At 39.9% G+C, this 14,399-nt stretch carries 15 protein-coding genes and 1 pseudogene; 6 read left to right on the forward strand and 10 right to left on the reverse strand.

From position 1 onward, the window contains the following. Window positions 1-2: 2 nt before the first annotated feature. The 4 genes and pseudogenes from NMM17_RS01530 to rpiA form a co-directional block, all read right to left on the reverse strand. Window positions 3-812 carry a purine-nucleoside phosphorylase gene (locus NMM17_RS01530; RefSeq protein WP_254753708.1) on the reverse strand — a complete coding sequence of 270 codons (810 nt, stop codon included), beginning with the start codon at window positions 810-812 and terminating at the stop codon, window positions 3-5. Further along, a pseudogene (locus tag NMM17_RS01535) lies at window positions 813-1,368 on the reverse strand (DUF1697 domain-containing protein); the annotation flags it as partial. A 1-nt stretch (window position 1,369) separates the two neighbouring features. Beyond that, a complete protein-coding gene (locus tag NMM17_RS01540) occupies window positions 1,370-2,581 on the reverse strand; it encodes a phosphopentomutase (RefSeq protein WP_254753710.1) in 1,212 nt (403 codons plus the stop codon). A gap of 23 nt (window positions 2,582-2,604) precedes the next feature. Beyond that, on the reverse strand, window positions 2,605-3,288 hold the full coding sequence (gene rpiA / locus NMM17_RS01545; protein ID WP_000429282.1) for a ribose-5-phosphate isomerase RpiA: 684 nt from the start codon (window positions 3,286-3,288) through the stop codon (window positions 2,605-2,607). A 231-nt stretch (window positions 3,289-3,519) separates the two neighbouring features. On the opposite strand from rpiA, the gene NMM17_RS01550 reads away from it, so the two are divergent. Continuing rightward, window positions 3,520-3,705 (forward strand): hypothetical protein, encoded by a 186-nt coding sequence (locus NMM17_RS01550; RefSeq protein WP_001068557.1) that lies wholly within the window; start codon window positions 3,520-3,522, stop codon window positions 3,703-3,705. A 23-nt stretch (window positions 3,706-3,728) separates the two neighbouring features. On the opposite strand, the gene NMM17_RS01555 is transcribed toward NMM17_RS01550, so the two are convergent. The 5 genes from NMM17_RS01555 to NMM17_RS01575 form a co-directional block, all read right to left on the reverse strand. Continuing rightward, entirely contained in the window at window positions 3,729-4,580 is an 852-nt protein-coding gene (locus NMM17_RS01555) for an NAD(P)H-hydrate dehydratase (RefSeq protein ID WP_254753711.1), read from the reverse strand. 14 nt (window positions 4,581-4,594) lie between these two features. After that, entirely contained in the window at window positions 4,595-5,416 is an 822-nt protein-coding gene (locus NMM17_RS01560; protein WP_254753712.1) for a phosphate ABC transporter ATPase, read from the reverse strand. Between the two features lie 136 nt (window positions 5,417-5,552). Then, entirely contained in the window at window positions 5,553-6,410 is an 858-nt protein-coding gene (locus NMM17_RS01565; protein ID WP_254753713.1) for a bifunctional methylenetetrahydrofolate dehydrogenase/methenyltetrahydrofolate cyclohydrolase, read from the reverse strand. 177 nt (window positions 6,411-6,587) lie between these two features. Further along, a complete protein-coding gene (locus tag NMM17_RS01570; RefSeq protein ID WP_084929995.1) occupies window positions 6,588-7,322 on the reverse strand; it encodes an amino acid ABC transporter ATP-binding protein in 735 nt (244 codons plus the stop codon). Further along, entirely contained in the window at window positions 7,322-8,005 is a 684-nt protein-coding gene (locus tag NMM17_RS01575; RefSeq protein WP_001011642.1) for an amino acid ABC transporter permease, read from the reverse strand. The genes NMM17_RS01570 and NMM17_RS01575 overlap by 1 nt, the downstream gene beginning before the upstream one ends. 190 nt (window positions 8,006-8,195) lie before the next feature. Between NMM17_RS01575 and NMM17_RS01580 the strand changes: the two genes are divergently transcribed. From NMM17_RS01580 to NMM17_RS01600, 5 genes are all read left to right on the forward strand, one after another. Further along, on the forward strand, window positions 8,196-8,426 hold the full coding sequence (locus NMM17_RS01580) for a DUF1797 family protein (RefSeq protein ID WP_000443570.1): 231 nt from the start codon (window positions 8,196-8,198) through the stop codon (window positions 8,424-8,426). Between the two features lie 230 nt (window positions 8,427-8,656). Then, on the forward strand, window positions 8,657-10,915 hold the full coding sequence (locus NMM17_RS01585; RefSeq protein WP_254753714.1) for an ATP-dependent Clp protease ATP-binding subunit: 2,259 nt from the start codon (window positions 8,657-8,659) through the stop codon (window positions 10,913-10,915). 130 nt (window positions 10,916-11,045) lie between these two features. Beyond that, window positions 11,046-11,498, forward strand: a complete 453-nt coding sequence (locus tag NMM17_RS01590) for an NUDIX hydrolase (RefSeq protein WP_020902950.1) — start codon at window positions 11,046-11,048, stop codon at window positions 11,496-11,498. Window positions 11,499-11,556: 58 nt separating this feature from the next. Next, window positions 11,557-11,856 (forward strand): DUF1827 family protein, encoded by a 300-nt coding sequence (locus NMM17_RS01595; RefSeq protein ID WP_000767189.1) that lies wholly within the window; start codon window positions 11,557-11,559, stop codon window positions 11,854-11,856. Between the two features lie 135 nt (window positions 11,857-11,991). Then, entirely contained in the window at window positions 11,992-12,624 is a 633-nt protein-coding gene (locus tag NMM17_RS01600; RefSeq protein WP_254753715.1) for a GNAT family N-acetyltransferase, read from the forward strand. A 47-nt stretch (window positions 12,625-12,671) separates the two neighbouring features. Here NMM17_RS01600 and ezrA read toward each other — a convergent pair whose 3' ends face one another. Then, complete coding sequence (gene ezrA / locus NMM17_RS01605) at window positions 12,672-14,399, reverse strand: septation ring formation regulator EzrA (RefSeq protein WP_254753716.1); 1,728 nt, start codon at window positions 14,397-14,399, stop codon at window positions 12,672-12,674.

Here is a 14,399-nt window from a genome sequence, read left to right on the forward strand (position 1 = left end):
GATTACAATTCAGCAAGAATTGCTTTCAGCAAGCCCTTGAAATCACCTTTGACACGTTCGGTTACTTCTACAACTTCTTCGTGGTTCAGTTCTTCTTGGAAGCCAGCAGCAAAGTTAGTGATACATGAAATACCTAGAACTTTCAAGCCTGAGTGAGCTGCCACAATAACTTCAGGAACCGTAGACATACCAACGGCATCTGCTCCCAGTGTCTTATAGGCACGAATTTCTGCTGGTGTTTCATAAGTCGGACCAGTTACACCAATATAGACACCTTCATCAAGCTTGATACCAAGTTTTTTAGCCACTTCATGGGCAGTAGCACGGTATTCTGGTGTGTAGGCCTTAGACATATCTGGGAAACGTGGGCCAAAGTCATCCAAGTTTTCACCCATCAATGGGTTTTGACCTGTCATGTTGATATGGTCTGAGATAGCCATCAAAGTACCTGGACCATATCCAATTCCTCCAGCAGCATTGGTTACAATGACACCTTCACATCCGAGAACTTTCATGACACGAACTGGGAAAGTCACGACTTCCAGAGGATTTCCTTCGTAGAAATGAAAACGACCTTGAAGAGCTAAGACCTTGCGACCTGCAAGGTCACCGTATACCAATTTACCAGCGTGTCCGACTACTGTCGAACGGCCCCAGTTTGGAATATCTGCATAGTCTACTACAACTGGATTTTCGATTTCTTCTGCCAATTCTCCCAGACCTGATCCAAGGATTAGACCGAACTCAGGTGCTTGGATTCCCTTGTCTTTCAGGAAGTCAGCTGTTTCCTTGATCTTATTTAAAAACGTCATTGTGTCTCCTTTATTATTTTTTTAGCATTTGACCGATTTTGTCAAAAGTTTTAGCATTGCGAATGGTGATTTGGCGGTAGAAAGGCATCTTGAGTAAGTATTTGTGATAGGCAGTTGCATAGTAGGATTCTTCAGAGAATTTCCCCCAGAAAATACCAAGTTTTCCGAAATGAACGACTTCATCTACCAGTTCCAAACTGTCCACTTTCTCGATCACTTGATCCACATCCAAGCTCTCCGTATAGAAGAGGACATCTTTTCGAGCCAAATCTTTGGTCCACCATTCAGGCAGATTTTCAAGTTCCGCTTCAAATTCCTCTAGACTCAGTAAAGAAAAGCTCTGAATAAATGGATAATGGATTTCAAAGAAAGCCTCTAACATTTCGACCAATCGGGCTTTGGCATCTGTCGAAGTAAAGAAAATATTGCCACTGTTGATGTAGGTTTCAACTTTTTCAATTCCCAACTCTGTCAGTTCTTGACGAAGTTGCGCCATGACAACCTTATTTTTCCCTCCGACATTAATGCCCCGAACAAGTAAAGCATATCGCGTCATCTTATACCAATTTATCTAAGAAACTTTCCCCAATCATGGCAGTTTCAACACCAAAGTTATCCGCAACTGTCGCTGAGATATCTGCAAAATGTCCTACTGGAATGACACCATTTCCTTTAAAGGCAGGGCTATAGGCCAACAATGGAATATATTCACGAGTGTGGTCTGTTCCTGCATAGGTTGGGTCATTTCCATGGTCCGCAGTAATCAAGAGAAGGTCGTTCTCCCTCATGGCTGCGATAATTTCAGGCAAGCGTTCATCAAACTCATGCAAGCAATCACGGTAGCCATGAGCATTGCGACGGTGTCCATAAAGGGCATCAAAGTCAACTAAGTTTGTGAAGGAGAATCCTTTTTCAAACTCAGCAAGTCCCATGGTCTTCAATAATGTATCAATTCCGTGGCTGTTTGATTTGTTGTGACCCATGTCATGGTTGATACCAGCGCCGTTAAAGATATCGTTGATTTTACCAACAGCATAAGTATCGATACCAGCTTCATTCAATTTATCCAAAACAGTTGGGGCAAATGGAGATACGGCCAAATCACGACGGTTTGCAGTACGAGTGAAGTTACCTGGTTCACCTACATACGGGCGGGCAATGATACGTCCTAAAAGGGCTGGGCGCTCAAGGGTAATCGAACGAGCGTATTCACAGATACGATACAATTCATCCAAAGGAATAATATCTTCGTGGGCAGCAATTTGCAAAACAGGGTCAGCCGAAGTATAGATAATCAACTCCCCAGTTTCCATCTGACGTGGTCCAAAGTCATCGATAACAGCTGTACCTGAGTAAGGTTTGTTAGCTTCACGAATAACCTTGCGTCCTGAGAATTCTTCGATTTTTGTCAAGATTTCTTCTGGGAATCCGTTCCAGAAAGTATCGAAAGGCTCAGTAATGTTGAGTCCCATGATTTCCCAGTGTCCAGTCATAGTATCCTTACCAAGAGATACTTCTTCTAATTTTGTTGCATATCCAGTTGGATTGCTTTCTGCCGGTACAGTCTTAAGAGGAGTTGCACGAGGAATATTTCCTAGACCGATTTTAGCCATATTTGGCACATTCAAACCAACTGTTTTAGAAATGTGTCCCAGTGTGTCAGAAGCTCCATCTGGAACCCCTGCATTGACAAAGTTATTAGCATCTGGTGCAGCACCGATTCCTACAGAATCTAGTACCACCAAGTGAATACGATTAAATTTTGACATAGTGTATCTCCTTATTATTTTAGTTATCTTGCTTTTGTTGAAGTTAAAATCTGAACCCCGTCTCGTCCAGCAACGATGACCTTATCCACCATTTGGTTGAACAAGCCGTGCTCCACGACGCCAACGACATGGTCCAATTCTTGTCCGAAAGTAATTGGATCTTCAATGACATCCAAGGCAAGGTCAATGATAAAATTCTGCATATCAGTCACAAAACGTTGGCCGTCTTTTTCACGGAAACTTGGTTTATAGCCAGCTCGCTCAAAACGACGAAAAACCTGTTCTGCGCCATACTGAACCACTTCTACTGGCAATTTAAAAGCACCTAGTTTGTCTACCATCTTGCTTTCATCCACCACCCAAATGTATTCTTTTGAGGGCGTTGCCACAACCTTCTCCATGAGAAGGGCACCTCCACCGCCTTTGATTCCGTTAAACTGACTATCCACTTCGTCCGCCCCATCGACTGTCACATCGACAAAATCCACTTGGTCAATAGACTTGAGTGGGATCTTAAGACCTTCAGCCTGTTTACTAGTCACACTAGAAGTTGTTACTGCTGTAATCTGCAATCCCTCTTCCTTGATACGACGACCAATTTCTTCGACAAAATAGTAGGCAGTAGAACCCGTTCCCAGTCCGACAACCATCCCATCATTGACAAATTCAGCAGCCTTGATACCTGCCATTTTCTTCAGATTTTCCACTCAAACACCTCCATTAAAGAGCTATTTCTATTATAACATGTATCCGTTTTTATTTCATGGATACACTAGAAAAAACCGAACATTTTTATTTTTATGTCCACCTTGTTTTGGTAGTTAGAATCTTAGTTATGAGAACTTGTAGATAAAAACAGGTCCTAGCCAAAAGCAACAACAGTTGATTTTTTATCATAAAGATGATTAAATAGTTAAGTACAGAAAAGGAGAAATAAGATGAACCCATTAGATTTGTTTAACCAAGTAAAAGAATTAATCGAAACAAAAGATTTCGAAGCTGCAAAAACATTTGTTGCAGAAAATCAAGACCAACTTGGAGAATACTTCTCTCAAGCTCAGCAGTTGATTTCTGGTTCTGAAGGTCTAGATGGCCTCGTTGGAAAGATTAAAGGATTTTTCTAAAAGATATAAAGGCGCCTGAACTATCAGGTGCCTTTTTGAGATATTTTTTTCATTTTTTTGGGAAGAAGACTGCTGATTTCCGTCGGCAAGACCACATAATGTTCTTGAGATAGTTCTTGGGCTATGGCTGAATGAAGATGGGTTGCTACTGCCACACGTTCGTAGAGACTGGCCTGTCGGAATTGGCCTGCAAATCCTGCGATCATCCCAGCCAGAGTATCTCCCATTCCCCCAGTCGCCTGATAGGGACCGCCAACTTGTAACTGGTAATAATCAGATTGGCCAACTTGCCAAATACGAGTAGTTGGACCTTTCTCTACCAAAATTGTTCCTTGAGGGAAAGAAGTCAGGGCACTAGCTGTTGCATCTTCGCTTTGATTTTCAATCGTAATTCCAGATAATTTTTCCCATTCTTTTTGGTGGGGAGTTAGGATAAGCTGGTTAGATGGAAACGACAAACTTGTCCTAGCAAGGATGGTTAAGGCCCCTCCGTCTACAATCAAAATCTGATTCTTTTTTAAACTAGCAAAGACTTGTTTTACTAGATTTTCTCCAAAAGAATCATCTCGTAAACCAGGCCCCAGCAAAACAACTTCTGCCTTCTCCAATTGCTCTTTTAACAACTGCTGGTCTTGCAGATAAAAGGCCATAGCCTCAGGTAAATGACTGTGCAAAGCCGGGATATTTTCCCTATCTGTTCCAACAGTCACCAAACCAGCTCCACTTTTTACAGCTGCCAAAGCAGACATGATGATGGCACCACCATAAGGATAGGTACCACCTAGCAACAGCAAACGACCGTAGTTTCCTTTATGACTTGCACGAGAACGTTCAATAATGACTTTTTCTAGTAAGGTTTGATCAATAACTTTCATCGTTTTTTCCTCAACTATCCTTTATCTGATTGTTTTAAAACAACTTGATAGACTTTCTTAGTCCACTCTTCTAAGTCTTCTCCAGCATAGTCAAGATAATGCACCCTATCTTGTATTTTAGTTGGAATAATATTTTCAAATTGGCTCTTATTATGAGTTGGAATAATGCAAATATACAACTCACTAAATAAATTCACCATGTCCTTAATTTTTGCAACATGGTAGCCATCAAAAATATAACCAGTAACTTTAATTAAATCTGTATAGATAAAATGAAAACTCACTCCAGGAATAAACTTGTCTTGTAATTCTTTCTTTGAAGGAGCTCGACCTAATAAACGCTCCATTGCTAATCGATAACCAGAACTTGTATTTGACCACCCTAACATGACATAGTCAAAATAATCTATCGGATCCGATGCAGCATTTCGACTATCCAAAACCAACTCCTCAGCATCTCGCCCAAAGGCTTTCACAGCAGATAAGAGCTGACCTGTTTTAAAGATAGAAATCGCTGCATCTATAGTCGTAGTATGACTACAGTAGTCTGAAGTCACTAACCTCTTATGTAGATCATAAGTTGAGGCTACTCTTTTATCTGTAGGGGTAAATGGTGGAAAAAAGGGATGCTGACAGATGTAATCTAAAATTTCTTTTTTTAAACAAGAATCAGCACACTCAATACTTGTTTGACGTTTATGAAGTTTTTCGTAAGCTATAAATTTAGCAATTTTTTCTAATTCCCACTCTTGAATATTTGGATAATAAATTAGTGCTAAGTAGTATATTCCATCCCATTGTAAACTATATTCCCCATTATAAATTTTTAAAATCATCTAATCACCTCACTCCATTATACAACAAAAAGGAGGCGCAGACCTCCTTTTGTAATCTTATATCGAAAATTTAATATTCATGTCTGCCATTTTAGATATAGCTATAGAAAATACACTATCTTAAGCGATTTTTCTCTTATTTGCTATCCAATGTCCGAAGTGCTGCTTGATAAGTTTGCTCCATTAGCATAGTAATGGTCATAGGACCAACACCTCCAGGAACTGGCGTGATATGGCTGGCAAGTGGTGCAACCGCCTCATAATCAACATCCCCACAAAGCTTGCCATTTTCATCTCGGTTCATCCCAACGTCAATGACAACCGCACCTGGTTTCACAAAGTCAGCAGTCACAAACTTGGCACGACCGATTGCGACCACCAGAATATCTGCTTTAGCAGCCACCTTGGCAAGATTATGAGTCCGTGAGTGAGTCAAGGTTACTGTCGCATTTTTTGCCAACAGAAGCTGAGCCATGGGTTTTCCAACGATATTGGAACGACCGATAACGACCGCATTTTTACCTTCCAAGTCAATCCCGTATTCATGGAACATTTCCATAATCCCTGCAGGTGTAGAAGGAATCATGACTGGATGACCAGACCAGAGACGCCCCATGTTTAGAGGATGGAAACCATCCACATCCTTTTCTGGGTCAATGGCCAACAAAACTGCCTCTTCATCAATATGTTTTGGTAATGGTAACTGAACCAAAATCCCATGCCAAGCTGGATCTTGATTATATTTGGCAATCAAGTCTAACAATTCCGCTTGGGTAACGGTTTCTGGAACTCGCACAACTTCACTACGGAATCCCGCCGCAAGGGCAGAACGTTCCTTATTTCGAACGTAGACTTGGCTCGCAGGGTTGTCCCCAACCAAAATCACTACCAAACCAGGTACTAGCCCCGTTTTTTCCTTTAATCTTGCAGTCTTTTCAGCCAGCTGTCCTTGTAACTTAGCTGCTAGAGCCTTCCCATCTATAATCTGTGTCATATCACTTCTCTTTTCTTTCAAATATCTTCCATTATACCAAAAACTGCTAATCCCCTCTAACACTTCTTTCCTAGGCTATCTTATAGTTTCAAACTATAAGAAAAAGCTCAGTTCGAGCTTTTCATTCATCTATACTTTACATGTAAAGCTAGCTACAAATAGCTCCACAAAGCTAACTTATAAAACCTTACTCAAGAAGTCTTTAGTCCGTTGTTCTTGGGTTTGTTCAAAAATCTGTTCAGGTGTTCCGTCTTCAACAACCACACCGTCTGCCATAAAGATAACACGGTCTGCCACCTCACGGGCAAATCCCATCTCATGTGTTACGATAACCATAGTCATTCCTGACTTGGCTAGGTCTTGCATAACAGCCAACACTTCACCTACCATTTCAGGGTCCAGGGCTGAAGTTGGCTCGTCAAAGAGCAAAACATCTGGTTCCATAGCTAAACCACGCGCAATAGCAATCCGCTGTTGCTGACCACCTGACAAACTCTGTGGATAAGCAGTTGCCTTATCTGGCAAACCAACTTTTTCCAAAAGTTCCTGAGCTCTCTTCTCTGCAACTTCCTTGCTCTCACCTTTGGTCTTGATAGGAGACAAGGTGATATTTTCCATCACAGTCATATTAGGAAAGAGATTAAATTGTTGGAAAACCATGCCCATCTTCTCACGCATGGCAAACAGGTCATTCTTCTTGTCCGTAATATCAACTCCCTCAAAGATAACCTTCCCATTGGTTGCTTCTTCCAACAAATTCATAGAACGAAGCAAGGTAGATTTCCCGCTTCCCGAAGGACCGATGATAACGACAACTTCTCCACGTTTAATCTCGAGGTTGATGCCCTTCAATACTTCATTCTTTCCAAAGGATTTATGTAAATTTTCAATTTTTATCAAGGTTTCTGTCATTATTTCTTATCTCCTTGTCCCATACGTTTTTCAAAAGCTTTCAAGGCCACTGTCAAAATAGAGGTCATAATCAAGTAATAAAAGGCTGCAAATAAAAGTGGTGTTAAAGGTAGATAGGTTGTTGTAGAAACTGTTGTAGCTCCGTTCCACAACTCCATAACACCGATAGCTGATAAGAGGGAACTATCCTTGATAATGGTGATAAATTCGTTCCCCAATGCTGGCAAAATATTTTTGATTGCTTGTGGCAAAATCACATAACGCATGGCATTTTTAGGACGAATCCCTAGCGAATAAGCCGCCTCTAGCTGCCCCTTAGGAACCGCATTGATTCCGGCACGAACAGTCTCAGAAACATAAGCACCACTGTTCATAGAGATAATCAAAATCCCTGGAATCAAGCGAGAAAGATCAACACCCAAAATCCCAACTTGAATAGTCGGAGCATTGATATGCATAAGGGCAAAGGCAATCATAATCTGAACCATCATCGGCGTCCCACGGAAAATCCAAACGTACAAGTTGGCCAGCCAAACAAGCGGTTTAAACTTTGAACGTTGCCCAAAAGCCAAGACAACACCCAAAATGGTTCCCAAAAAGACAACACAGATAGAAATGAGAACCGTCACGACAGCCCCATAGTTAAAATAAGGTAAATACTTAGGTAAAAAAGAAAAATTCATAGTCACACTGCTTTCTAAAATAGAATACTGTATGATTATAACATGAATTGAATTAAAATTCAAACTTTTAATCCGATTTATTCAAAAAAACTTTAAGCTAGTAGAATTAGCGAGAAATCTTAGTTTTTTCTAGGCAAGTTGGCCTCCTTTATGGTAAAATAGTAACGATAAGAAATGAAGGAGAATCAAAATGGAATCACATTTGGTTAGAATCATCAACCGCCTTGAAGCAATGGCAAAAGACGGCGGAAATTTAAAACGTAATTTTGAACGCGAAGGAGTTGTTGTTGCAGAAGTTGCATACAGCCACGACGAAGAAAACGGCTCAATCTTCACCCTTCGTGATGTCGAAGCTCGCGAAACTTATACGTTTGATAGCATTGACTTGATTGCAATGGAGATTTACGAACTCCTTTACTAATACAAAACAAGCTGGGATTACACCCTGCATGTCTAACCAAAATCCTTTTTGTCTCACAAATAGGATTTTTTTATTCCCTAAAATCTCAAAAATTTTCATTGTAGCAACTTCTCAAAGCTGCAATCTTTTTACTTGATTTACACCCCAATCCTGTTATAATGAGAGTATAGAAATTTGACTATTATTGACCTTTTGACAATTCAAGCTAAAGAAAGAAATGAGGTAGATGTATGCTTTGTCAAAACTGTAAAATCAATGACTCAACGATTCATCTTTATACCAATCTCAATGGAAAGCAAAAACAAATTGACCTCTGTCAAAACTGTTATAAGATTATCAAAACAGATCCTAACAATAGCCTCTTTAAAGGTATTACGGATCTGAACAATCGTGACTTTGATCCCTTTGGTGATTTCTTCAATGACCTAAACAATTTTAGACCTTCTAACAACACTCCACCGACTCTCCCAACCCAATCAGGTGGAGGTTACGGTGGAAATGGCGGTTATGGTTCCCAAAATCGTGGACCTGCTCAAACTCCTCCACCAAGCCAAGAAAAAGGCCTGCTGGAAGAATTTGGTATCAACGTAACTGAAATTGCCCGTCGTGGAGATATTGACCCCGTTATTGGGCGCGACGATGAGATTATCCGTGTCATCGAAATTCTCAATCGCAGAACCAAGAATAATCCTGTTCTTATCGGTGAACCTGGTGTCGGAAAAACTGCCGTTGTCGAAGGTCTAGCTCAGAAAATCGTTGATGGCGACGTTCCACATAAACTACAAGGCAAACAGGTCATCCGTCTTGATGTAGTTAGCCTGGTCCAAGGAACAGGTATCCGTGGACAATTTGAAGAACGCATGCAAAAACTCATGGAAGAAATTCGCAAACGTGAGGACATCATTCTCTTTATCGATGAAATCCATGAAATAGTCGGTGCGGGTTCTGCGGGCGATGGCAATATGGATGCAGGAAATATCCTCAAGCCAGCCCTTGCTCGTGGGGAACTGCAACTGGTCGGCGCTACTACCCTCAATGAATACCGTATCATTGAAAAGGATGCAGCCTTAGAGCGCCGTATGCAACCAGTTAAGGTCGATGAACCAACAGTGGAGGAAACAATTACTATCCTCAAAGGAATTCAAAAGAAATACGAAGACTACCACCACGTTCAGTATACCGATGCTGCAATTGAAGCAGCTGCAACTCTGTCCAATCGCTACATCCAAGATCGCTTCTTGCCTGACAAGGCCATTGACCTCCTAGATGAAGCTGGTTCTAAGATGAACTTGACCTTGAATTTTGTGGATCCTAAAGTAATTGATCAACGCTTGATTGAGGCTGAAAATCTTAAATCTCAAGCTACACGAGAGGAAGATTTTGAGAAGGCCGCCTACTTCCGCGACCAGATTGCCAAGTATAAGGAAATGCAAAAGAAAAAGGTCACAGACCAGGATACTCCTATCATCAGTGAAAAAACCATTGAGCACATTATCGAGCAGAAAACCAATATCCCTGTTGGTGATTTAAAAGAGAAAGAACAATCTCAACTCATCCATCTAGCCGAAGACCTCAAGTCTCATGTTATTGGGCAAGACGATGCTGTCGATAAGATTGCCAAGGCCATTCGCCGTAATCGTGTCGGACTTGGGACCCCTAATCGTCCAATCGGAAGCTTCCTCTTCGTCGGACCAACTGGTGTCGGTAAGACAGAACTTTCCAAACAACTAGCTATCGAACTCTTTGGTTCTGCTGACAGCATGATTCGCTTTGACATGAGTGAATACATGGAAAAACACAGTGTAGCTAAGTTGGTCGGCGCCCCTCCAGGTTATGTTGGCTACGATGAGGCTGGGCAATTAACTGAAAAAGTCCGCCGTAATCCCTACTCACTTATCCTCTTGGATGAAGTGGAAAAAGCCCATCCAGATGTTATGCACATGTTTCTACAAGTCTTAGACGATGGTCGTTTGACAGATGGGCAAGGACGTACCGTCAGCTTCAAGGATGCCATCATCATCATGACTTCAAATGCAGGTACAGGTAAGGCCGAAGCCAGCGTTGGTTTCGGGGCAGCTCGCGAAGGACGTACCAACTCTATTCTTGGTGAACTCGGTAACTTCTTTAGCCCAGAGTTTATGAACCGTTTTGATGGTATTATCGAATTTAAGGCTCTCAGCAAAGATAACCTCCTTCAGATTGTCGAGCTCATGCTAGCAGATGTTAACAAGCGCCTTTCTAGCAACAACATTCATTTGGATGTAACTGACAAGGTCAAGGAAAAATTGGTTGACCTCGGTTATGATCCAAAAATGGGGGCGCGCCCACTTCGTCGTACTATTCAAGACTATATTGAGGACGCAATCACTGACTACTACCTTGAAAATCCAAGCGAAAAAGACCTCAAGGCAGTGATGACCAGCAAGGGTAACATTCAAATCAAATCTGCCAAAAAAGCTGAAGTAAAGACTTCTGAAAAAGAAGTATAAATCCTATAGAAAAGGAGTAGAAAATGAAATTTTTCTGCTTCTTTTTTACTAAAATAACTGTAATTTCTTGACAGCTTGCCCTTTGTCCATTATGATAATAATAACGATACTAGATAATGAGGAAAATGCAATGGCAAACCCAACTTTCGGAGAAAAGAAAGCAAATACAGACTATGTGTCACGCTATGGCGTATATGCAGTTATCCCTGATGCTGAACAAAAACAAATTGTTCTTGTTCAAGCACCTAATGGCGCTTGGTTCTTACCTGGTGGTGAAATTGAAGCAGGTGAAAATCATCAAGAAGCCCTAAAACGTGAATTGATTGAAGAGCTTGGCTTCACAGCTGAAATTGGTGCCTATTACGGACAAGCTGACGAATATTTCTACTCTCGTCATCGTGACACCTACTACTACAATCCTGCCTACCTCTATGAAGCGACTTCTTTCAAAGAAGTGCAAAAGCCACTAGAAGACTTTAATCATATCGCCTGGTTCCCTATTGACGAGGCTATTGAAAATCTCAAACGTGGTAGCCATAAATGGGCAATCCAATCTTGGAAAAAACAGCATAAGATTGACTAAATCAAGCTACTTTATTCAAAAAGTGCTATAATAGAATTAGAAAATCGGAGGAAATGTTATGAAGCTTATCAATACGACAAACTCACACTCGCAACTGGTAAAAAGCCAGCTAGAAAGTACAGATGCAACCCTTGTTGAGGTTTATTCTGCAGGTAATACAGATGTTATTTTTACCCAAGCTCCGCTTCACTATGAAATCCTCATCTCAAACAAACACCGCGCTATCCGCGAACCTGAAATCGAAGCCATTCAAGAATTTTTCTTGAAACGTAAAATTGATAAGGACTCTATTGATGAAGCCAATATCAAAACCCTCTATTCAGAAAAATTAATTGGAATTTCGATTCCAACCAAATAAAAAATTGGAGAGTTTAAAAAGCTTTTTGGACCTTATAGTAGAAAACGAGGTTCTAACTTGCTTTTTGGATCATCTCCAATTTTTTATCTTGAAATCTTATCATACAAGATTTTATAGATAATTAAGGAGACAAACATGGGAGACATCATATATAGAGAGGCAAGAATTGAAGAAAGCGAAAAAATTGGAAAATTATTAGCCAATTCCTTTCTTGACTATCCCTTTTTAACAATTTTAAAAGACGATTTGAAGAAACCTGACTCCTATCCTGCTTTTGTAGAAATATTGCAAATTCTGCTTACTAGAGTCTATATTAAAAAAGGAAACTGTTTAGTTGCGGAACAAGATGGAGAATTACTAGCAGTTGCCCTTTTGCAACAAAAGGATTTCTGTATACTATCCTATCTACGAAATGGTGGAACAAACATTTTTCGCTACATTCGACCACAAAATCTCCTTAAATACTTTGACTTTGTAAAACGTTCTAAGAAGCATTTAGAACAATCAGGAGAGTTTGATTGGTATTTGATGGCTTTAGCTGTCAATATAGAAAGTAAGGGACAGGGAATAGGCAGTACTTTTCTGACACAAGGGATTGAACCCTATGTTAAATCAAAAGGCTGTAAGAACTTGGGTCTCATAACTAATACAGCTAGAAATGCCTCATTCTACGAAAAAAACGATTATATTCTACTAGAATTTATGGATTTAAAATACGGATCAAGATCAATTGGTAACTGGGCTTTTTTAAAAACAATGAATAAATAAAAAAGATTTGGTTCTGCTTCTCACAGAACCAAATCTTTTTTATTATATTAGAAACGAATAGTCTCACGTGTCTTTTCGTATGAAGTCACAAAACGGTTAGTTACACCAGGTTCTGCAACTTCCAAAGCTTGCGAAATCTTATCAAATGAAGCATGGTAATCAAATTCTTTTTCAAAAATTTCTAATGATTCATTAAAGGCTTCTTGAATTCGTTCATCAAATGAGCGGTAACGGTTCGAATACTGTAGTAATTGTTCTGTCAACGTTGCATATTGAACAATATTATAAGTTTCTTCTTCAAGTTCTTCCATATCATTTGTTGTAATTTCGAGCATCCGGTTCACAGCTTCGATATTGACCCGAGCTTCTTCTAGTTCAGCCATCAACTCTTCAGTATTGTTACTTGCTGTAAAGAACAACTGTAAGAAATTCTGAGGAATACCTGGAAGATTGCGTTTTTCCATATATCTCTTAATTGTGTGAAGACGATTAACATAAACATTTGCCTTTTGGCGAGCATTGATATCATCTTTTTCAATCTGAGCAAGACGTTGACTAACTGCAACTTGTTCATCTTCAATTTCTTTCAAAGTCGCTTGTAAGTTTTCTAAACGTTCTTCAAGCAATGAATAAGGCTCAGAATGTTCCTCTTGTTCAGAAGTTAACTCCAATACTGATTCTTCCAAAGACTCTAACTCAGCTTGTAATCTGTGAACATGACTAACATCCGTTTCAGATAGTAGGTAATTGTTACTCAATCGTTGAATATCTTCCACTAAAACAGCATTACTATCTTTCATGTGTTTCAAATATGTAGGAAGTGTTGCAACTAAACCTTCTACTACTTTTTGAGCAGCGATTTCTCGTGTAAAGATATCATAGAGTGCATTGATTTCTTCTTGAACTTGAGTATTTTCATACTCAGCATTATCCAACTCTAATTGTGCAATATTTTCGTGGTTTTTCTTCAAAGCTTCATAAAGCAATTGGAAGCGAGATTCAATATCCGTTTCAGCAAAATGATAGTTAGCATCTAAAAGCTTACGGTAACCATCCTCCAAATCTTCCAATTGATCAGGTAACTCTTTAGATAATGTTTTTACAATCGCTGGCAAGCGGTCAACAATATGACTCAAAGCTAAGATATGGTTTTCAGCATTGTCCAAAATCACAGCAGCTTCTACTGGGTCACCTGAAGTGTTTAAAGTAACAAACTGAGAAAACTCTGATTGGATATTTTCCAATTGTTTCTCAATTTCAGATAAACCTTGGCCATATTCTTCAGAATGATCAGCCACTCGGTGTTGCAACTCTTCAAACAAGTCCAAGGTATGCAGAACACGTCCACTATTTTTAGACTCTTGTTTTTCCAAATCTGCCAAGGCATTACGAATTGCCGCAATATCTTCTTCAATCAAGGTAATTTGACTCTCGATTTGGTCAATTTGATGACTGGCCTTGAAAAAACGGAATGAGTTGTTATAGCCTTCTGCCTCAAAAAGATTATTTTCGATATCGGCAAAAGAGTTAAGAGATAGATCAACCCATTTTTGGTTCCATTCACGGAAAGTCACTTGACTTTGTCCAATCAAGTGCATATTTTTTACAGCTTCGACTTCATCATTAACCGGAAGATTGTACAGCTCTTCTTTTTTCTCTTCTAAAATTGCTAATTTACTTTCATTGCGTTTCCGTACATAAATTGCTATAGCATATGAAATCAGCAATATAATTGCAATTGCAATTATAAGATATACTACTAGACTACCAGACAT

The sequence above is a fragment of the Streptococcus sp. CF7_Ac1-12 genome (genome assembly GCF_024295905.1).
Taxonomy (GTDB): domain Bacteria; phylum Bacillota; class Bacilli; order Lactobacillales; family Streptococcaceae; genus Streptococcus; species Streptococcus mitis_AP.